Origin of the sequence: Vibrio sp. Vb1018 (assembly GCF_033338775.1) — a bacterium.
Lineage (GTDB): Bacteria > Pseudomonadota > Gammaproteobacteria > Enterobacterales > Vibrionaceae > Vibrio > Vibrio alginolyticus.
Map to the genome: position 1 here is coordinate 1 of NZ_JAWOTI010000033.1, position 19,228 is coordinate 19,228.

Here is a 19,228-nt window from a genome sequence, read left to right on the forward strand (position 1 = left end):
TGGTAGTTCAGTTGGTTAGAATACCGGCCTGTCACGCCGGGGGTCGCGGGTTCGAGTCCCGTCCACTCCGCCACTTAATATCGACAACCTCGCTTATGCGAGGTTTTGTCAAATCTAGAATATGAAAATTCTATAGGGGTGTAGCTCCAATTGGCAGAGCAGCGGATTCCAAATCCGCGTGTTGGGAGTTCGAATCTCTCCACCCCTGCCACATATCAGGCTCTGACTTAGGTCAGAGCCTTTTTTGTATCTGGCTTCCTCTCATTATTACGGCTTATTTCTACTCTTATCTCGTAAGTATGGCTTTCTGCTGTACTTTGGCAGCATTTAATCTACTGAACGAACGAAACTACAGTTAGCTGTAATGATCAGTGGCCCGAAATTTTAATAATAAAGGGGAATCACTATTTATATTTAGTTACACTCAACCGATCTGGATTAATGAGTAACTATGTATGGATATATCTCGTCGACGCTTTCTTCAATCATCCTTAGCAATCTCCGCGCTTACCGTTCTACCTGCATGTTCTCTATCTAGGAGCACTAATAAGCAGGGGCAATATATATACGATATCACTGCAGAGCCTTCTACTGCAGAATTGGTCCCTGGGTTTAACACAGACGTACTCGCATTTAATGGTTCGATTCCAGCGCCTACGATTCGTTGTCGCCAAGGCGAGAAAGTTATAATTCGGTTTACTAACAAGCTTTCAGAGCCGACTACAATCCACTGGCATGGCTTGCGAATCCCTATTGAAATGGATGGTGTACCTTTCTTAAGTCAGTTGCCTATCATGCCGGGTGAAACATTCGTTTATGAATTTACACCACCAGATGCGGGCACATTTTGGTATCACCCACATATGAACAGTGTGAAGCAGCTTGGTAAGGGCTTAGTCGGGCTAATTGTCGTTGAAGAGGCAGAGCCTGTTCAGTTTGATGAAGAGCATGAAGTCGTCCTCAAGCATTGGCACTTAGACAAGCAAGGACAATGGAAGAACCTTATGGTGCCGCGCTTGAGCGCTCGTATGGGGACTCCCGGAGAGTGGAGTAGCGTCAATGGTGTCCATGAGCCTGTTTATGCGCTGAAGCAGAATGCCACTACGCGATTAAGAATTGCTAATGTCGATAATACCATTACTTACCCGATCGCTATAGAAGGGGCAGAGGCTTGGGTTATTGCTATTGATGGTAATCCTGTTAAAGCGCCTTATAAGCTCACTCAGCACAAAATTGGTCCGGGAATGAGGTTAGATATCGGATTGATTGCTCCGAAGGCTGGAACACGTGTTTATGTGCGTCAAATGAAAGGACGCTTCCCATTCCCTTTGTGCGAGTTTGACGTTGTTGAGTCTGACCTGCCGAACAACCAGAAACTGCCTTTATTACCTCTCAACCCTGTGCCAGCTCTCGATTTGAAAAATGCAGAGCAAATCGATTATGTGTTTGAGTGGGAGGGCGCGATCACTCCTGCTGATCAATCGGGCAAAGCGATACCTAAGTTCTGGCTGATGAACAAACGGGCTTGGGAGGGAATGAGCAAAGATAATATTCCAGCGCCGCTTTCAACATTGGAGATGGGAAAAACCTATATCTTCAACCTAAAGAACGTCACCCAATATCATCATCCTATTCATCTTCATGGACACACATTTACGGTTCTTGAGTTAGATGGCAAAAAACTCGACGAACCGTTTCATACCGATACGGTCTTACTTGGAAAAAACGGCAGTGCGAAAGCGGCATTTGTTGCAGATAACCCAGGGCGTTGGATGTACCATTGTCATGTAATTGAACACATGAAGACGGGTTTGATGGGTTACATTGAAGTAAAGTGACTCCTGTAACTTTTAAAATCTTGATAAGTTTTAAGCGCTATACTTTGCTGAATTCTAAGATTGTATAATCACTATTGCCGTAAATTTGATTACAATGTCGCCATTAACTTTTCTGGGGGAATTATGGGACAACTATCCGTTTTGGGTTTTATTGCATTGGGTGGTGCATTTGGTGCATGTTCTCGTTACTTAATTTCTGAACTTTGTGTCATTTTATTGGGGCGTGGTTTTCCATATGGTACGTTAACCGTTAACGTTGTTGGCTCATTTATGATGGGCTTATTGATAGCAGCTTTCGATAATGAACTTTTGGCAACGGAACCTTGGCGACAAGTGATTGGCTTGGGTTTTTTAGGTGCACTAACGACGTTTTCCACCTTCTCGATGGATAATGTTTTGCTTATGCAGCAGGGCGCTTTCTTTAAGATGGGGTTGAACGTATTGTTGAATGTCGTGTTAAGTATTTCAGCGGCGTGGATTGGCTTTCAATTATTGATGCGCAGCTAGCAAAGTAGTTAAAAATTGAACAGGTCGGCTTGGTTTCACCAAGCCGTTTTTATATACTGACATCACTTGTCGGAGTGCCATAAGGCTGAGACCGTTAATTCGGGATCCGTTGAACCTGATCAGATTAGAATCTGCGAAGGGAACAAGAGAAGATATTCACACCGGAGTTCTTTCTGGTTGACCTATCAAAAGTCGAATGTTGTTACAGGCAAATATCGTAAGCTTTAACTAGCCTTAATTTGACTCCTCTTGTCGCATCTATCCGCCAAGCATTTTTATCCAATTACTTTTTATCTAGTATAACAAAGCAAGGAAAAATGCTATGTCGAGTCGCAAACAAGCGAGACTGGAAGCAAAACAGTTCATTGATACACTCTCGGTACAACCGTACCCCAATTCAAGCAAAGTCTACGTAGAAGGCTCACGTCCAGATATTCGTGTGCCAATGCGTGAAATATCACTCGCTGATAGCCTTATTGGAGGCACAAAAGAAGCGCCTATTTTCGAGCCTAATGAGCCAGTACGCGTTTACGATACCTCGGGTGTATACACAGATCCAGAGCACACCATAGACCTCTATAGCGGCTTACCTAAGCTGAGAGAAGGGTGGATTGAAGAGCGTGCCGATACTGAGCTACTTGATGAAGTAAGCTCGGTGTACACCAAAGAACGCTTAGAAGACGAAACACTAGACGATCTTCGTTACGGCAATCTACCACGTATTCGACGTGCTAAAGATGGGCAGTGCGTGACCCAGTTGCACTATGCTCGCAAAGGTATTATTACCCCAGAAATGGAATATATCGCGCTGCGTGAAAACATGGGGCGTGCCAAGTATCGCGATGAAGTGCTGAATCAACAGCATCCGGGTCAAAGCTTCGGAGCGAACCTACCAAAAGATATTACCGCCGAATTCGTGCGTAAAGAAGTCGCCGAAGGTCGCGCTATTATCCCTTCCAATATTAACCACCCAGAATCCGAACCAATGATCATTGGACGTAACTTTTTGGTCAAAGTGAACGCCAACATCGGTAACTCATCGGTCACTTCTTCGATTGAAGAAGAAGTAGAGAAACTAGTTTGGGCGACACGTTGGGGTGGAGATACCGTTATGGATCTCTCTACTGGACGTAACATCCACGAAACTCGCGAGTGGATTCTACGTAACAGTCCGGTTCCGATCGGTACCGTACCAATGTATCAAGCGCTTGAGAAAGTGAATGGTGTTGCGGAAAACCTTAACTGGGAAGTGATGCGCGATACCCTGATTGAGCAAGCAGAGCAGGGCGTTGACTACTTTACTATCCATGCCGGTTTACTACTTCGTTATGTGCCAATGACTGCAAAACGCGTTACTGGCATCGTCTCTCGTGGTGGTTCTATCATCGCGAAATGGTGTTTAGCGCATCACCAAGAAAGCTTCTTATATACCCACTTCCGAGAGATCTGTGAAATCTGTGCTAAGTATGATGTGGCACTTTCTCTCGGTGATGGTCTGCGTCCTGGCTCGGTGGCCGATGCTAACGACGAAGCGCAATTTGCAGAGCTTCGTACCCTTGGTGAGTTAACCAAGGTTGCGTGGGAATACGACGTACAAGTAATTATCGAAGGTCCTGGCCATGTTCCAATGCATATGATCAAAGAGAACATGGAAGAGCAGCTGGAGCACTGCCATGAAGCACCATTCTACACGCTTGGCCCACTGACGACAGACGTCGCTCCTGGTTACGACCATATTACTTCAGGCATCGGCGCTGCCATGATTGGTTGGTATGGCTGTGCGATGCTTTGCTACGTCACTCCTAAAGAGCATCTTGGCTTACCAAACAAAGAAGATGTGAAAGTAGGCATGATCACTTATAAGCTTGCTGCGCACGCCGCTGATTTAGCGAAAGGGCACCCAGGTGCTCAAGTTCGTGATAATGCGCTTTCTAAAGCTCGCTTCGAGTTCCGCTGGGAAGATCAATTCAACTTGTCACTCGACCCAGATACCGCGCGCGCTTTCCATGATGAAACCTTACCTCAAGAGTCCGGCAAAGTTGCTCACTTCTGTTCGATGTGCGGACCAAAGTTCTGCTCGATGAAGATTTCGCAAGAGGTACGAGAGTACGCGAAAGACACTGAGCAAGTTGCTGCGGACCAAGCTATCTCAATCAAAATGCTGGATGATCCTCTTGAGGGGATGCGTCAGAAATCGCAAGAATTTAGAGAGTCAGGTTCCGAGCTATACCACCCAGCAGCACATGCCGAGGTAAGTGACTAATGAGCAAAATCCTTATTCCGTCATCATTGATTGAACTGGCAGGTTTAGTTCAGCAATGTTTGTTGTTGGCGAAAGAACAGGGTTTTAGCATCGAAGACATTGAGTTGGGTGTGAGCCCAACTCAATCTATTCAGCTTGTTCGCGGCCAACAGACCACACACATAACGACTGATCTCATTGATGATTATGACTCTGAGCATGAGAGTTCATTTGTGCTCTATTACCGTTCTGCTTTGTCGGTAGAAGCGTGCGCTAAGCAACCGTCGAAAGCGATTCATATTGGCATTGCTGATACGCAGGTATCCGATGAAAAGGAGAAAGTGCTTCAGCTTGATATCTGGCGTCACCCAATTAACAACGAAGTGAGAGCGCTTTCCGTTAAGTCCAAATTCAACGCAATGTTCGATCCTGAACATCACCTTGCTTGGATAGTAACGCTGACAGTACTCGATTTTCCTATCGAAGATGCGTTAACACTTGCTCGAGGAATGCTAACTCAACAAGCGAATGTTTCACGTGAAACACTGTTGAATGACAACCTTGGTGAGGGAAGATCTACTCAGTGGGCTGACCAATTTGATGATTTCCCCACACCTGTACTAGAGGATAACCGGCTAGGTATTCAAGTTGGTTGGTCTGCACAAGGTGAGAGCGTTAGCTTTCCAACTCTAACTAAGCAAAGTCTAGGGCTCTATCCAGTCGTTGATGATGTTGCTTGGATTGAGCGTCTACTGCCACTAGGCATCAACACTATTCAACTGCGAATCAAGAACCCACAACAAGCCGATTTAGAACAACAGATCATTCGAGCAATTGAGCTAGGCCGTCAGTATCAAGCACAAGTGTTCATCAATGACTATTGGCAGTTGGCAATCAAGCATGGCGCTTATGGCGTTCACCTAGGACAAGAAGACATAGAAGAATCGAATTTGGCTCAGATAACTAAAGCCGGCATTCGTCTTGGTCTTTCTACGCATGGTTATTACGAACTACTGCGCATCGTACAAATTCATCCTAGCTACATCGCACTAGGGCATATTTTCCCAACCACCACAAAACAGATGCCATCGAAACCACAAGGTTTGGTGCGCTTGGCTTTGTATCAAAAGCTGATTGATAGCATTCCTTATACAAATACAGAGGCTGCTTTCAGACCTTCAAAAGACAAAGAAGTAAGTGACTATGTGCTTGGCTTTCCGACGGTTGCGATTGGTGGTATCGACCAATCTAATGCTGACCAAGTTTGGCTAACAGGTGTTTCTAGTTTGGCAGTTGTGCGAGCTATTACGTTGGCAGAATCACCTCAGTCCGTCATCGAGTTCTTTGCACAACTGATGAAAGAAAGACAGCTAACGTTCACTGATCAGAATAATGAATTGGCGGATACCAAGAGAGGCGAGCATGCTCACGGATAAGCAGTTTCTTCGCTATCAGCGCCAAGTCGCTCTGCCTGAAATTGCCGAAATTGGGCAAGAACGTTTGAGTAAATCGCATGTGCTGATCATCGGTTGTGGTGGGTTAGGGAGCGCAGCGAGTTTGTACTTGGCATCAGCGGGGGTTGGTAAATTGGTTGTGGTTGATGACGATAAAGTTGATAGCAGTAACCTACAACGTCAGATCATTTATCGTGAACAAGACCTCCAAGTTGCGAAAACAGAAGCAACTGTAAAACAACTCAATGAACTTAATTCTATGGTTCAAGTTCGTGCTATCAATAAGCGATTAGACAAAGCACAGCTGCAGCTTGAGGTGATGTTGGCGGATGTGGTTTTGGATTGCACCGACAACATGCCAACGCGTCAGCTAATTAACCAAGTTTGTTTCGAGCAAAATACGCCGCTCATCTCGGCGGCGGCAATTGGTTGGCAAGGGCAATTTGCTGTCTTTGATTACCAAACACCAAGTGAACAAGAAGCGCAGAGTAAAGCGTGTTACCGCTGTTTGTATCCGTTCGACGAATTACCACAAACGCAAAAGTGCAGTGAGAGCGGTGTCGTCGGTCCGGTGGTGGGCACACTTGGCAACTACCAAGCGATAGCGGCAATTCAAAAACTGGCGACGGGAAAGTTTCATGTCGAGACTGCCAAGTTACACCTGTTCGATGGATTGAAGCTGCAATGGCAAACCATGGCGATAAGCAAAGACAAACAGTGCCAAGTGTGTGCTCAGATTTAGCTTACGGGTAATGAGCAGAATTAAGAGAGTTGGAAGCAATGACGTTATCAGAACAACAAACAACACAAATGACAGCTGCTGACTTAGATGTGATCACTATTGTCATCAATGGCCAGTCACATCAAGTTGCCAGTGAGTCAAATCTACAGCAAATCATTAGTCAATTTGCGCTGCCTGAAATGGGCTGTGTTTTTGCAATTAATAACAATGTTGTGCCGTGCAGTGAGTGGGCTAGCACAGTTCTTTCACAGGGAGATAGCATCTCTTTGTTTCAAGCGATCGCAGGGGGTTAAAGTCGATGCTTAAAATTGGTGATAAACAATTCGAATCAAGACTGTTCACGGGAACAGGGAAGTTTGCCAACAGCCGATTAATGGCAGAAGCGATTCAAGTATCGGGTTCTCAACTTGCGACCATGGCGTTGAAGCGTGTGGATGTGAACGACCAACAAGACGATATTTTGCTACCGTTAGTACAAGCGGGTGTGAACTTATTGCCGAACACCTCAGGTGCAAAGAATGCTAAAGATGCTGTGTTTGCAGCACAATTGGCGAGAGAAGCGTTGGGTACTAACTGGTTAAAACTAGAAATTCATCCAGACCCGAAGTACTTGATGCCCGATCCAATTGAGACACTAGCAGCCGCTGAGCAACTGGTTCGTGAGGGTTTCATTGTCCTTCCTTATTGTCATGCTGACCCGGTTCTGTGTAAACGATTGGAAGAAGTAGGCTGTGCTGCAGTCATGCCATTAGGTGCGCCGATCGGTTCTAACAAAGGGATAGTTTCTCACGATTTCCTAGAGATCATCATCGACCAAGCTAATGTTCCTGTCGTTGTTGATGCGGGTATTGGTGCTCCTTCACATGCCGCGCGTGCGATGGAAATGGGCGCGGATGCCGTGCTCGTCAATACTGCGATTGCGTCTTCGAGCGATCCCGTTGCGATGGCGAAGGCATTTAAGTTGGCGGTAGAGTCGGGGCGTATGGCTTATGAAGCCGGACTTGCTGGTAAGGTTTCTCATGCGGTTGCGTCGAGTCCACTGACGTCATTCCTAGATGAGCTTTAGTCTTAGATTGGTTTAGCTATTAAGCGAGGAAAACATGAGCTTCGTTGAACAATTTAAGCAGCTTAATTGGGATGACATCTCGATGTCGATCTACGCGAAAACGGCACAAGATGTCGAGCGAGCATTGAATAAACCCAAGCGTGATTTGGAAGACTTTAAAGCGCTAATTTCACCAGCGGCTGAAGCGTACTTAGAGCAAATGGCGCAGCTGTCATACTCGGCAACTCGCAAGCGTTTTGGTAATACCATGTCGCTTTACATTCCACTGTACCTTTCTAACTTGTGCGCCAATGCTTGTACTTATTGTGGCTTCTCTATGGAGAACAGAATCAAGCGTCGTACCTTGAATCGGGACGAAGTGGTTGCAGAGGTCGAAGCAATCAAGCGCATGAAGTTTGATAGCGTATTGCTGGTGACTGGCGAACACGAAACCAAAGTGGGCATGAAATACTTCCGCGAAATGGTGCCGATGATTAAGAAGCGCTTTAACTATTTAGCGATGGAAGTACAGCCACTTGAGCAAGACGAATACGCTGAGCTCAAGACATTGGGTTTGGATGCGGTGATGGTCTATCAAGAAACGTATCACCCTTCGACTTACGCCGAGCACCATTTGCGTGGTAATAAGATGGATTTTGAATACCGATTGGATACACCCGATCGTCTTGCAAAGGCGGGCATCGATAAGATCGGTATTGGTGCTTTAATAGGGTTGGAAGAGTGGCGAACAGATTGTTTTTATGTGGCAGCGCACTTGGACTATCTTGAGCGCACATATTGGCAGACTCGTTACTCAATTTCTTTCCCACGTTTACGTCCTTGTAAGGGCGCGCTCCAACCCAAATCAGTCATGACGGATAAACAGCTTGTGCAGTTGATCTGCGCTTATCGCTTGTTGAATCCAGAAGTGGAGTTGTCATTATCGACTCGTGAATCACCAAAGTTCAGAGACAATGCATTACCGTTAGGTATCACCAGTATGTCTGCTGCATCTAAAACTCAGCCGGGTGGTTATGCGATGGATGATGTTGAACTCGAACAGTTTGAGATCAGTGATGAGCGAAGTGCTGGTTCTGTGGAAGATATGATTCGAGCCAAAGGCTTTGATCCTGTATGGCGAGATTGGCACTCGGCGTATTCTGGTTAATCAGCAAATAAAGACACTGGTCATCGTTATGTTTCACGTGAAACATAAGTAAAGAAAAGAGGGTTGATGCAAAACATCAACCCTCTACTTTTTTCTAGCTTCTAGCTTCTAGCTTCTAGCTTCTAGCTTCTAGCTGTGTGCTACTGGTAGCGTTGCTTGACGAAGCCACTCTTTCACATCACCCTCAACAAGTGGGCTGATCTCATCCCATACCTTCTGATGGTAATCATTCAACCAGGCAAGCTCTGGACGAGTTAGCATATCAACGTTGATATTGCGCTTGTCGATTGGACAGCGTGTTAGCGACTCAAATGATAGAACAGGGAAGTCACCGTTAGTTGGGGTTTCAACAACAAGCTCTAGGTTCTCGATACGGATACCAAACGCATCCGCACGGTAGTAACCTGGCTCGTTGGATAGCACCATACCTTCTGTTAGAGGCACGTCGATTTGCTTCTTCGAAATGCTCGCCGGACCTTCATGAACACTTAGGAAGTGACCAACACCGTGACCAGTACCGTGGTCGTAATCGTAGCCTTCCGCCCACAGGTGCTGACGAGCTAGCGTATCGATTTGGTAACCACGTGTGCCTTTCGGGAAGCGTGCACGAGCAACACCGATGTGACCTTTTAGTGCGAGAGTGAATTGTTTAATCATCTCTTGTGAAGGCTGACCGATCGCAATTGTACGCGTGATGTCTGTCGTGCCATCTAGGTACTGACCGCCTGAATCCACTAGGTAAAGCGTGTTCAGTTCTAGCTTGCCAGGTTCAGGTTGGTTTTCGTGATTGTAGTGACACATGGCCGCGTTGCCGCCTGCCGCTGAAATGGTATCAAAGCTAAGATCCATAAGTGTCGGGTCTTCGCTACGAAATGCTTCCAGTTTGTCTGCCAGTGTCGCTTCATCATGCAGGTTACCAGCAGCGACTTCAGTATCTAACCAAGATAGGAACTTACTCATCGCTACGCCATCACGGATATGACATGCTTTCATGCCTGCGATTTCAACTGAGTTCTTCGCCGCTTTTGGCATTAGGCATGGGTCAGCTTTACTCACCACAGATGCGCCTGCGTTTTGTAGAACCAATTTAAACCACGCGTTACTTGTCGCAGGGTCAACCAGTACATTCTTGCCAGTTAGAGTTTCTAGCCGTGCTTGCAATGCTTCTGGGTGATGAACCGTCACGCCGGCACCAACATGAGCGTCAAACTCAGCAGGTAAGCGAGCAGGATCTAGGAAGTATTCTACGCTTGAGTCTGAGTGCAGAATCGCGTGAGAAAGCAGAACTGGTAGACGTGAGACATCTAGACCACGAACGTTGAGCAACCAACAGATAGAATCAAGTGCTGTGATCACTGCGCTGTCTGCACCGGCTTTTTTCACGAGCTCTGCGATTTCTTGGCGTTTGCTTTCACTTGACTGACCAACTGCTTCTGTTGCCATTAGGCGAACATCAGAAACCACAGGAGCAGGGCGGTCGTGCCACAGTTCATCAATTGGGTTGCTATCGAGAATCTTAAGCTCAAGTGCGCCAGCAAGTTTTGCTTGTGCCATGTCTAGCCAAGCAGCGTTGTGCATGCGAGGGTCGATTGCCACAGACGCGCCATTTGCAAGATGGTCTTTAATCCAATCTAGTGCAGGCTCTTCAATCAAGTGACGGTATTCGAATAGATCAGCAGGAACCTGCTTTGTTACTTGTACTGTGTAGCGACCATCAACAAAGATAGCGGCTTTGTCTTTGGTGATTACCGCAGCACCAGCAGAACCAGTAAAACCAGTTAGCCAATGTAAACGCTCGTTGTGCGCTGGTACGTATTCACCCAAGTACTCGTCTTCATGAGGGACAAGTAGGGCATCAATATTATGTTGTGCTAGCCATTCGCGAATTGCATTCACGCGGCTTTGGGTATCGTTGTGCATCTGTGTTATTCCTTCAAATTACCGCTCCTTCATGCTCAGGTGTGGGAGCTGTTTCCATCTGCTTCATGCAGTTTACGATTCCATTGAGGTTCGCAATCACTTCAATAGAGTCGGAGTACAACTAGGCCATAGATGAGCCAAAAAGGACTACGACAGTTAAGCTACTCATTTTAGCCGCTAAGCGCAAATTGAGTGCGGTGTTTTTATCTAAGGTGATCGGTTTTTTGTGTGATCATCGTACGTAGCCAGCCTAATGCAGGGTCGTTTTCTCTATCTCGGTGCCAGAATAAAGTGTAAGCCATAGGTGGGAATTCTAACGGTAGTGGCAGCACGACCAAATCAAGCTGTTTGGCCGCAAGTTGCACAAAATGACTTGGCGCAGTAAAGATAAAGTCGGTGTATGAACATAAACTTGCGGCACTGTTAAAGTCGGGCACGGTGACGGCAATATCGCGGTCGGCGCCAATATCTGCAAGGCGATAATCCAGCAACCAACGGTCGTTGCCATCACAACGTACTTGTACATGGCGTAGGGCGAGATAGGCTTCCAGATTCCAAGGTTGTTTTAGCGCAGGGTGGTTTTTGCGAATGATGCACATTTGGTAATCACGATAAATTTCCAACTCGCAAATGTCATCGGGTGGTTGAAGAGTCAGCTTGGCATCGTTTATATCGATATCTTTTCCAGTTAAGCCTAAATCCAGTTCGCCGCGTTGAAGCATTTTAAATGTATTATCCGACCACGGGTGTGTGCTAATTGTCACGCCAGGTGCTTGTTGAAAAATCGCCGGTAAGAAATGGGGTAGAATGAGAGGGTAGACACTCTCTACCGCTGCTATTTGAAAACGGTATTCGCTGCTTTGCGGAGAAAACTCTTCGGGTTGAGTCAGCACTTCTAACTGATTTATCAACAGATCCAGTTTCGGTTTAAGAAACAATGCGCGCGGCGTAGGTGTTAATCCATGTGAGTTTCGAGTGAAAAGAGGGTCATCAAATTGAATGCGCAGTTTAGCCAGTGATTTACTGACGGCAGATTGGCTTAAGCACAATCGGTGGGCCGCACGAGTAACATTTAACTCTTCAATCAGCACTTTAAAGCAGACCAATAGATTTAAATCGATACGAGCCAGTTTTTCGACGTTCACAGTGAATTTCCTCTGAGGAATAATGCTCATGATTATACATCATTTCCATTCATATCATCAGATGATTAAGCTTTACCCAAAGTTCTTTATCCAATTCGGAGTGTTGTGTGTCTAGCCAGTTTTCTAATAGTAAAAAACAGATGGCGTTATTGACCCTTTTGGTTCTTTTCAGTCCTTTAGCGATTGATATTTATCTACCTGCTTTACCTCTTATTGCTTCCACTTTTCAGGTCGATAATGCGCTAGCACAAGACACGATCACTTGGTTCTTATTTGCTATGGGTGTTGGTCAGCTATTCGCAGGTCCCTTAGCAGATAAACTCGGACGTCGAACTGTTGCATTGGGCGGTATCACCATTTACGCGATGAGCGCTTTATTGGCGTGGAGTGCTCAAAATATTGAGTGGATGTTGGTTTCCCGACTGCTACAAGGCTTAGGTGCGTGTGCGACATCGGTAGCAGCCTTTGCAACAGTTCGCGATATTTTTGGCCCGGAAAAAAGCGGCAAAATGATCAGCTACCTTAACGGTGCGATTTGTTTCATTCCGGCTTTAGCTCCAATTCTAGGTAGCTGGTTAACTCAGCAATTTGACTGGCGTGCTAACTTTAGCTTTATGGCGGGTTTTGCTGTGGTGTCTGGATCATTGATGTTTTTCATGATGAAAGAGACTAACCCGTCAACAGAAAAGCAAGCGGTGTTTAAGCTTAGTCGGTATTGGGCAGTGCTTAGCACACCATCTTTTGTTTTCCATGCGTCATTATGCTTGATGGCGATGGCGGTTATTCTTGCTTACGTTACCTCAGCACCGTCGGTATTGATGACGGGGATGGGGCTGTCGATGAATGAATTCACTTTCTGGTTTGGTGTAAATGCGGTGATAAACATTGCGGCATGTATGCTGGCGCCTAAGTTTATGGAGCGCGTTGGAACTCACAACACCTTGGTCACCGGGATCTCAACTCTGGGTCTCGCAGGTGTGATCATGCTAGTGATGAATGGTCAGAATACCGCGCTTTCTTTCATGCTACCTATCTTCATGTCTTCTGTAGGTTTTGCATTCATTCTGGGTGCAGCGGCAGGGAAAGCGTTAGAACCGTTTGGTGATAAGGCGGGCACGGCAGCTGCACTGCTTGGATTGTTCCAAATGAGTGGCTCTGGTTTGTTGGTGGGTACACTGCAACGCTTATCTCTGGATCCACAAACCTTGATCGCAATTCATATGTGGGTCCTATTACCTGCGTTGGTCGTTCTGTTTACAAAAGCAGGGAAGAACTGGCACTCGAGCTTTGCGAAAGCGTAAATCAGTGTAATTTAGTATTTTCCAATGTAAGTAAGGCGTGTATATTTGTCACTCAGACTTTTCCTGACACCATAACGGAACTCAAAAAGTAATGTCGTTAACCACGTATGAAATGGCTCGTATTCTAGAGCAAATGGAAGATTCACCAGAAAAGGTGATGTTTGGCAAGTTGCTTAATGAGCTGGGTAATCAAAGCTCCGAGCGTATTCGTAGTGCGGCTAAACAAGTACCTCTGCCAATTTTGCGTGATATCGTGTACCAATTTCAGCAAGTGATTGAGTCACGCAAAGATGAACAAGTCGAGCAGATGGCAAAAGACCTCGCTCAGCAAGGTATCTCAGCAGAAGAGCTACTGGCTTACTTGAATAAATAATAAAAAATCCCCGCATGATGCGGGGATTTTTTTAGCTCGTCATTTTCTTTTTCAGGATGTGGTCCAAAGACAGCGGTCCTGGCCCCCATACGATTACGATAAGAATCATCAATCCCCAAAGTTGGTGGTCATAAAAACCTTTCTCCCACAACAGTGGGTAAGAGATCACTGCGATGATGTTGAACACAAACAGCATTGCTGCCATCGGGCGGGTAATCAATCCCAGTGCCAAGAACACCGGTAGAACCAACTCCGCAGCCGTACCTAAATAAGCCGCCAATTCCCATGGCAAGATTGGCACTTGGTATTCCAGCTCAAATAAGTACAGCGTGCTATCCCAAGATGAGATTTTGATTAGTCCTGAATTGAAGAACACCCAAGCAACCCAAAAGCGACAAAAGAGAAGTAGTAAAGGGACAAAGGCTGCTTGTAAGGTACTGATTAAATCGTCGTACCGATTCACTAAGTTTTTAACCGTATCCGTCATAGAGTGCTCCTTAGATTGATTGCAATGTAAAGCCGTCAACGATATCGAGTGCCATGATGCGATTGAGATGAGCGAGTAAAACTTCAGGTATTTCGCTCAAACTCTGTTTCTGCTCTAAACATTGCAGCAGTTGGAACACATCGGCATCGAGTGCGTGACACAAGGCTTCTCCATTGGCTTGAATCGAGATGACACCTTGCTGTAATTGGTTGATATTAAGTTGTTCGAATTGCCCAGTTTGAATCGCGCTAAATAGATCGAATACTGCGTAGTTGGAGTCAAAGTTGCGGCAGCCCTTTTTAAGGTGTAAGACTAAAGCGGGTTGTTGCTCTTCACTCACTTCGCCAAGTAACGCAAGCGGTTTTAATTCCGCTGCATTGGATTGTTCATACTGTACTTGACGAGCTAGGTCGATATGCCACTCGAAGCGTGCGACTTCAGGGCTGTAAGGTGCTTGTGCGATCACCTGACTAAACTGCATGATGGTGTCTTGAAAGCCTTCGCCATAATGCACCACATTTCCTTCTTTTAATGGGTAAGAAAGAACATGCTGGCGAGCTATCTGTTCAAAGCATTCTTCACCAAGCAGCGCTTCAACCATCGGGTAGGTCGCGGATAACACCTCGCTTAAGCTGACGATAAAGTTATTGCGGTAAATCTGCATGCGTTCATCAGCGGTAAACGTATCACTGGCAATATCGCAATCTTCACCGAGTGCTTGATAGTGTAGGGCTTTAGCAAACTGGCTTTGTAAGGTGGCTAGATTCATGATGCCTTCCTTGGTTCGCTTTGTTCACTTGGAAGTGTGCCTTGCAACAGCAGTTGCGATGCTTTCTGCGCTTCTTCGAGCAAGACTTCTGGCGCGGGGATATCCAAATCCCATTCAATCAACGTATGACGTGGACCGTGTTTTTTTGTCCACTGTGAAAACAACTGCCAAACTTCATCGCTAACTGGGCGGCTATGGGTATCAATCCATATCTCACCTTTGTCGAGTTGTTTAATGGTAAAACCTGCCAAGTGAATCTCATCCACTTTGTCGGCTGGAATCGCATCTAGGTATGTGTCGCAATCAAAACCGTGGTTGAACGCTGAAACATAAACATTGTTTAAATCGAGCAATAAACGACAGTCAGTGCGCTTTTGCACTTCGGTAAGAAACTCCCATTCGCTGATGGTCGAATGTTGAAACTTCACATAACTAGATGGGTTCTCTATCAAGATCTCGCGTTGCAAATATTCCTGCACTTCATTCACGTTACGAGTGAACACGTTGAGCGCTTCTTCCGTATACGGAAGTGGAAGCAGGTCATTAAAGTAGTGACCGCCGTTTTCACTCCAACTTAAATGGTCAGAAACAAGAATTGGGTCGATTGAGTCAATCAGTGATTTAAGTTGCGCAAGATGCTTTTGACTAACACGTTCCACCGAACCTAGCGACAAACCAATACCGTGGCAGCTAATTTGATATTGCTCGCGAAGCGTTTGTAGCTGATGGCGCTCTGTTGCATTGGGTTGGAAATAGTTTTCACTGTGGATTTCTAACCAAGACAACTCAGGCTGGGATTGGCTAAAGTAATCGAGGTGAGGGGTTCTTAATCCAACTCCAACAAGGTCGTGGAAGGTGTGGTGTTTCACGTGAAACTCCTTTTCAAATCGTGCGGGAAGAGAAGGATGCGTCTTGGCTTTGCGTTGGTTGAGCGTCAACGCATCCTCACAATAGCTAGCGATAAAAGATTATGAAGAAGAAGTGCTACCGCCAGCGAGTTTGTCACAAAGACCTTTTGGTACGACTACGAATGCGTCTTTTTGGTTATCCTCTTTAGAAGTACCAGCGCATGAGCTGCTTTTTGTTGCACAGTCGTTTTTACCTGCTTTAGAAACGCCATAGCACTTTTCTTTTTCAGCAGCGACAGCTGGAGCTGCAGTTAGCATTGTGCCACCAAGAGCTAGAAGACCAGTAACAGCAGCAGTAACAGCTAGATTCGACTTTTTCATAATAAATTCCTCTGAATGATTTCCTTTACTTTAAGTTGGCAAGATGAATCGCCTGTTTTGGCGTTTTTGTTATCAACTTGCTTAACTTAAAAGATAGGAAACTGGCTAAAAAACTTTCAGAAAAATTTCTGAAGCAAATGGGTTTGTAGGGTTAAATAGGTATAACTAATTGATGTGTTGGGTAAAAAAACATCGATTTTTTTATCAAGTTTTGTCTAAACAGCACCCGGTTGTTTAGGTTATAATCGGTTTTTATGTATAAATAACCAGTAGCTCTCATCATGATGGATCCATCTCTATTACTCGACGGTTTGAACGATAAACAACGTGAAGCCGTTGCAGCACCTCTAGAAAACTTGCTCGTTCTTGCTGGCGCAGGAAGTGGTAAGACACGCGTTCTTGTTCACCGTATCGCTTGGCTGATGTCGGTCGAGCAAGCTTCTCCGTTTTCAATTATGTCGGTAACCTTTACCAATAAGGCGGCGGCAGAGATGCGTGGACGTATCGAAGAGCTAATGATGGGCAGTGCAGGCGGTATGTGGAATGGTACTTTCCACGGCATTTGTCACCGTATTCTGCGTGCACACTATCTTGATGCGAAGCTACCGGAAGATTTCCAAATCATTGACAGTGACGACCAACAGCGTCTACTAAAGCGTTTGATTAAAGCGCAAAACCTCGATGAGAAGCAGTGGCCGGCACGCCAAGTGGCATGGTGGATTAACGGTAAGAAAGACGAAGGTCTGCGCCCGTCGCACATTGATGCGTACCATGATCCAGTAACCAAGACATATCTACAGTTGTACACCGCTTACCAAGAAGCGTGTGATCGTGCTGGTTTAGTCGATTTTGCGGAAATCTTGCTGCGCGCACATGAGCTACTGCGTGATAACAAGTTCGTCCGTGAACACTACCAAGCACGCTTTAAGCATATCTTGGTGGATGAGTTCCAAGATACCAACAACATTCAATATGCTTGGCTACGTATGATGGCGGGTCCTGAGTGTCACGTGATGATCGTAGGTGATGACGACCAGTCGATTTATGGTTGGCGTGGTGCAAAAGTCGAGAACATTGAGAAGTTTACGCTCGAATTCCCAAGCGTGAATACCATTCGTCTTGAGCAAAACTACCGTTCCACTAAGACCATTCTGGAAGCATCTAACACCCTGATTGCGAATAACACCGAGCGTATGGGTAAAGAGTTGTGGACGGATGGCGTGGTCGGTGAGCCTATCTCGGTTTACAGCGCTTACAACGAATTAGATGAAGCCCGTTTTGCGGTGAACAAAATCAAAGAGTGGCAAGACAAGGGCGGTGCTCTGAATGACGCTGCGATGCTTTACCGTAACAACGCCCAGTCGCGTGTTCTGGAAGAAGCGTTAATTCAAGCCGGTCTGCCTTACCGTATCTACGGCGGCATGCGATTCTTCGAACGTCAGGAAATCAAAGATGCCTTGAGCTACATGCGTCTGATTGCCAACCGTAACGATGATGCGGCGTTTGAACGTGTGGTGAATACGCCAACGCGTGGTTTGGGTGATAAGACGCTTGAAACCATCCGTTTTGCGGCTCGTGACCGTGGTTGCACTATGTGGGAAGCGAGCGTGGCAATGTTGGACGAGAAGGTGCTTGCTGGTCGCGCTGCTGGTGCTCTGAGCCGTTTTATCGAGCTTGTCACCGCGCTAGAAGACGACACCTTAGAGATGCCGCTGCATCACCAAACTGACCATGTAATTAAATACTCGGGCTTGTTCGCGATGTACGAGCAAGAGAAGGGTGAAAAGTCTAAGGCACGTATTGAGAACTTGGAGGAATTGGTGACCGCAACTCGCCAATTCGAGAAACCAGAAGAAGCCGAAGACATGTCACTGCTGACGGCATTCCTAACCCACGCAGCACTAGAAGCGGGCGAAGGACAAGCGGACGAATTTGAAGATGCGGTTCAGCTCATGACATTACACAGTGCGAAAGGTCTAGAGTTCCCATTGGTGTTTATGGTCGGTGTGGAAGAAGGCATGTTCCCAAGCCAAATGTCGGCAGAAGAAGCAGGGCGCTTAGAAGAAGAACGCCGTCTGTGTTACGTAGGCATGACCCGTGCAATGCAGAAACTGTACATCACTTATGCTGAAATGCGTCGTTTGTACGGTCAGGATAAATACCATAAACCGTCTCGCTTTATCCGTGAACTGCCAGAAACTTGTTTAGATGAAGTACGAATGAAGGCGCAAGTTAGCCGTCCTTCAAGCAGTGGTCGATTTAGCCAAACTGTTGTGAAAGAGAGCTTTAATGAAACCGGCTTTACGCTAGGTTCTCGTGTGATGCATCCAAAGTTTGGTGAAGGCACCATCATCAACTTCGAAGGCAGTGGTCCACAGAGCCGTGTACAGATTGCCTTTAACGGTGAAGGCATCAAATGGTTGGTAACTGCTTACGCACGACTAGAGAAACTGTAAGGTTTGACCAAAACTCATACCAATCGTAGTAAATAACTGGTCATTCTAGCTTGTTAAAATACTCGATAACTGCGTTGCAATTTTTGATTGTAGAATAACTACTTATCGAAAAATTGCGCCTTGTTCTCAAGCATTTTCCCTACGCTATTTCTGATCACTTATTTACTGTGATTGGTATCATCAACTTAAGAGCTGCTTCGGCGGCTCTTTTTGTTTGTGCAGTTTTGGTGTCGCTAACGCAGTAAAAAATGGAATGATAAATGGAGTACAAAAGCGCGACTTAACGATGCCGTTTGAAGTGAAAGGTGGGCGTTGTGGGTGAATGCCTGTTTTCAGCAGATCTACTGAGAAAAACTTTAGGCAAAGAAAAACCCCGAGGGCTTGCGCCCATCGGGGTTATAGTCTTACTCGCAGCAATCCGGCTACTAAGAGTGCTCCATGCATCTAATCCATGATAGTGTGCTGAATCCGTCAGCTTAATCCTTACGTCGCCTTCCTAGCGGTGTCCTTAATGACCTTATCCTGGTCTGCTAACTATCCTCGTTAGCTCTC

The 19,228-nt window shown here is 46.0% G+C and carries 17 protein-coding genes, 1 tRNA gene and 1 riboswitch; of the genes, 12 read left to right on the plus strand and 6 right to left on the minus strand.

Translation table 11 applies throughout. From position 1 onward, the window contains the following. The first annotated feature begins 134 nt into the window (after positions 1 to 134). The 9 genes from R7Z10_RS22450 (at position 135) to thiH (ending at position 8,996) form a co-directional block, all read left to right on the plus strand. Positions 135 to 211: transfer RNA gene (locus R7Z10_RS22450), tRNA-Trp, on the plus strand. A 244-nt stretch (positions 212 to 455) separates the two neighbouring features. Next, the gene (locus tag R7Z10_RS22455; RefSeq protein WP_258628942.1) at positions 456 to 1,838 is read left to right on the plus strand and encodes a multicopper oxidase family protein; all 1,383 of its coding nucleotides are present in this window, start codon (positions 456 to 458) and stop codon (positions 1,836 to 1,838) included. A 123-nt stretch (positions 1,839 to 1,961) separates the two neighbouring features. Continuing rightward, a complete protein-coding gene (crcB, locus tag R7Z10_RS22460; protein ID WP_005378811.1) occupies positions 1,962 to 2,345 on the plus strand; it encodes a fluoride efflux transporter CrcB in 384 nt (127 codons plus the stop codon). 60 nt (positions 2,346 to 2,405) lie between these two features. Next, positions 2,406 to 2,504, plus strand: a riboswitch (TPP riboswitch). Between the two features lie 163 nt (positions 2,505 to 2,667). Then, positions 2,668 to 4,608 (plus strand): phosphomethylpyrimidine synthase ThiC, encoded by a 1,941-nt coding sequence (thiC, locus tag R7Z10_RS22465; protein WP_182017026.1) that lies wholly within the window; start codon positions 2,668 to 2,670, stop codon positions 4,606 to 4,608. Continuing rightward, a complete protein-coding gene (locus R7Z10_RS22470; RefSeq protein ID WP_085570138.1) occupies positions 4,608 to 6,023 on the plus strand; it encodes a thiamine phosphate synthase in 1,416 nt (471 codons plus the stop codon). Before thiC ends, R7Z10_RS22470 begins: the two co-directional genes overlap by 1 nt. Continuing rightward, positions 6,010 to 6,783, plus strand: a complete 774-nt coding sequence (thiF, locus tag R7Z10_RS22475) for a thiazole biosynthesis adenylyltransferase ThiF (protein ID WP_318105985.1) — start codon at positions 6,010 to 6,012, stop codon at positions 6,781 to 6,783. Before R7Z10_RS22470 ends, thiF begins: the two co-directional genes overlap by 14 nt. A gap of 38 nt (positions 6,784 to 6,821) precedes the next feature. Continuing rightward, positions 6,822 to 7,076: a sulfur carrier protein ThiS gene (thiS, locus tag R7Z10_RS22480; RefSeq protein WP_054702541.1), complete on the plus strand. Its 255-nt coding sequence runs from the start codon at positions 6,822 to 6,824 to the stop codon at positions 7,074 to 7,076. Positions 7,077 to 7,081: 5 nt separating this feature from the next. Beyond that, positions 7,082 to 7,849: a thiazole synthase gene (locus tag R7Z10_RS22485; protein WP_054702531.1), complete on the plus strand. Its 768-nt coding sequence runs from the start codon at positions 7,082 to 7,084 to the stop codon at positions 7,847 to 7,849. 34 nt (positions 7,850 to 7,883) lie between these two features. Further along, the gene (gene thiH / locus R7Z10_RS22490) at positions 7,884 to 8,996 is read left to right on the plus strand and encodes a 2-iminoacetate synthase ThiH (RefSeq protein ID WP_054702528.1); all 1,113 of its coding nucleotides are present in this window, start codon (positions 7,884 to 7,886) and stop codon (positions 8,994 to 8,996) included. 129 nt (positions 8,997 to 9,125) lie between these two features. On the opposite strand, the gene R7Z10_RS22495 is transcribed toward thiH, so the two are convergent. Together R7Z10_RS22495 and R7Z10_RS22500 are read right to left on the minus strand one after the other, a co-directional pair. Continuing rightward, positions 9,126 to 10,916, minus strand: a complete 1,791-nt coding sequence (locus tag R7Z10_RS22495) for an aminopeptidase P family protein (RefSeq protein ID WP_318105988.1) — start codon at positions 10,914 to 10,916, stop codon at positions 9,126 to 9,128. 203 nt (positions 10,917 to 11,119) lie between these two features. Continuing rightward, a complete protein-coding gene (locus R7Z10_RS22500; RefSeq protein ID WP_005378791.1) occupies positions 11,120 to 12,061 on the minus strand; it encodes a LysR family transcriptional regulator in 942 nt (313 codons plus the stop codon). Positions 12,062 to 12,168: 107 nt separating this feature from the next. Here R7Z10_RS22500 and R7Z10_RS22505 point away from each other — a divergent pair, with 107 nt between their 5' ends. Both R7Z10_RS22505 and R7Z10_RS22510 read left to right on the plus strand, forming a co-directional pair. Further along, positions 12,169 to 13,362 carry a multidrug effflux MFS transporter gene (locus R7Z10_RS22505; RefSeq protein ID WP_005382927.1) on the plus strand — a complete coding sequence of 398 codons (1,194 nt, stop codon included), beginning with the start codon at positions 12,169 to 12,171 and terminating at the stop codon, positions 13,360 to 13,362. Positions 13,363 to 13,453: 91 nt separating this feature from the next. Further along, positions 13,454 to 13,735, plus strand: coding sequence for a hypothetical protein (locus tag R7Z10_RS22510; protein ID WP_005378786.1), 282 nt, complete (start codon positions 13,454 to 13,456; stop codon positions 13,733 to 13,735). Between the two features lie 31 nt (positions 13,736 to 13,766). Here the strand turns inward: R7Z10_RS22510 and R7Z10_RS22515 are convergent, their stop codons facing one another. The 4 genes from R7Z10_RS22515 to R7Z10_RS22530 all read right to left on the minus strand — a co-directional run bounded on the left by R7Z10_RS22515 (position 13,767) and on the right by R7Z10_RS22530 (position 16,220). Further along, the gene (locus tag R7Z10_RS22515) at positions 13,767 to 14,222 is read right to left on the minus strand and encodes a DoxX family protein (RefSeq protein ID WP_054575520.1); all 456 of its coding nucleotides are present in this window, start codon (positions 14,220 to 14,222) and stop codon (positions 13,767 to 13,769) included. Positions 14,223 to 14,232: 10 nt separating this feature from the next. Continuing rightward, on the minus strand, positions 14,233 to 14,991 hold the full coding sequence (locus tag R7Z10_RS22520; protein ID WP_213870896.1) for a DNA-binding domain-containing protein: 759 nt from the start codon (positions 14,989 to 14,991) through the stop codon (positions 14,233 to 14,235). Continuing rightward, on the minus strand, positions 14,988 to 15,860 hold the full coding sequence (locus tag R7Z10_RS22525) for a DUF692 domain-containing protein (protein ID WP_054579631.1): 873 nt from the start codon (positions 15,858 to 15,860) through the stop codon (positions 14,988 to 14,990). Before R7Z10_RS22525 ends, R7Z10_RS22520 begins: the two co-directional genes overlap by 4 nt. A 99-nt stretch (positions 15,861 to 15,959) precedes the next feature. Further along, positions 15,960 to 16,220 (minus strand): DUF2282 domain-containing protein, encoded by a 261-nt coding sequence (locus R7Z10_RS22530; RefSeq protein WP_005378779.1) that lies wholly within the window; start codon positions 16,218 to 16,220, stop codon positions 15,960 to 15,962. A 281-nt stretch (positions 16,221 to 16,501) separates the two neighbouring features. Here R7Z10_RS22530 and uvrD point away from each other — a divergent pair, with 281 nt between their 5' ends. Further along, complete coding sequence (uvrD, locus tag R7Z10_RS22535) at positions 16,502 to 18,676, plus strand: DNA helicase II (RefSeq protein WP_005378778.1); 2,175 nt, start codon at positions 16,502 to 16,504, stop codon at positions 18,674 to 18,676. Positions 18,677 to 19,228 lie beyond the last annotated feature (552 nt).

Excerpts from the sequence above, each read along its gene's own strand:
- R7Z10_RS22455 (WP_258628942.1), top strand. The coding sequence starts at position 456 with ATGGATATATCTCGTCGACGCTTTCTTCAATCATCCTTAGCAATCTCC.
- crcB (WP_005378811.1), top strand. The coding sequence starts at position 1,962 with ATGGGACAACTATCCGTTTTGGGTTTTATTGCATTGGGTGGTGCATTT.
- thiC (WP_182017026.1), top strand. The coding sequence starts at position 2,668 with ATGTCGAGTCGCAAACAAGCGAGACTGGAAGCAAAACAGTTCATTGAT.
- R7Z10_RS22470 (WP_085570138.1), top strand. The coding sequence starts at position 4,608 with ATGAGCAAAATCCTTATTCCGTCATCATTGATTGAACTGGCAGGTTTA.
- thiF (WP_318105985.1), top strand. The coding sequence starts at position 6,010 with ATGCTCACGGATAAGCAGTTTCTTCGCTATCAGCGCCAAGTCGCTCTG.
- thiS (WP_054702541.1), top strand. The coding sequence starts at position 6,822 with ATGACGTTATCAGAACAACAAACAACACAAATGACAGCTGCTGACTTA.
- R7Z10_RS22485 (WP_054702531.1), top strand. The coding sequence starts at position 7,082 with ATGCTTAAAATTGGTGATAAACAATTCGAATCAAGACTGTTCACGGGA.
- thiH (WP_054702528.1), top strand. The coding sequence starts at position 7,884 with ATGAGCTTCGTTGAACAATTTAAGCAGCTTAATTGGGATGACATCTCG.
- R7Z10_RS22495 (WP_318105988.1), bottom strand. The coding sequence starts at position 10,916 with ATGCACAACGATACCCAAAGCCGCGTGAATGCAATTCGCGAATGGCTA.
- R7Z10_RS22510 (WP_005378786.1), top strand. The coding sequence starts at position 13,454 with ATGTCGTTAACCACGTATGAAATGGCTCGTATTCTAGAGCAAATGGAA.
- R7Z10_RS22515 (WP_054575520.1), bottom strand. The coding sequence starts at position 14,222 with ATGACGGATACGGTTAAAAACTTAGTGAATCGGTACGACGATTTAATC.
- R7Z10_RS22520 (WP_213870896.1), bottom strand. The coding sequence starts at position 14,991 with ATGAATCTAGCCACCTTACAAAGCCAGTTTGCTAAAGCCCTACACTAT.
- R7Z10_RS22530 (WP_005378779.1), bottom strand. The coding sequence starts at position 16,220 with ATGAAAAAGTCGAATCTAGCTGTTACTGCTGCTGTTACTGGTCTTCTA.
- uvrD (WP_005378778.1), top strand. The coding sequence starts at position 16,502 with ATGATGGATCCATCTCTATTACTCGACGGTTTGAACGATAAACAACGT.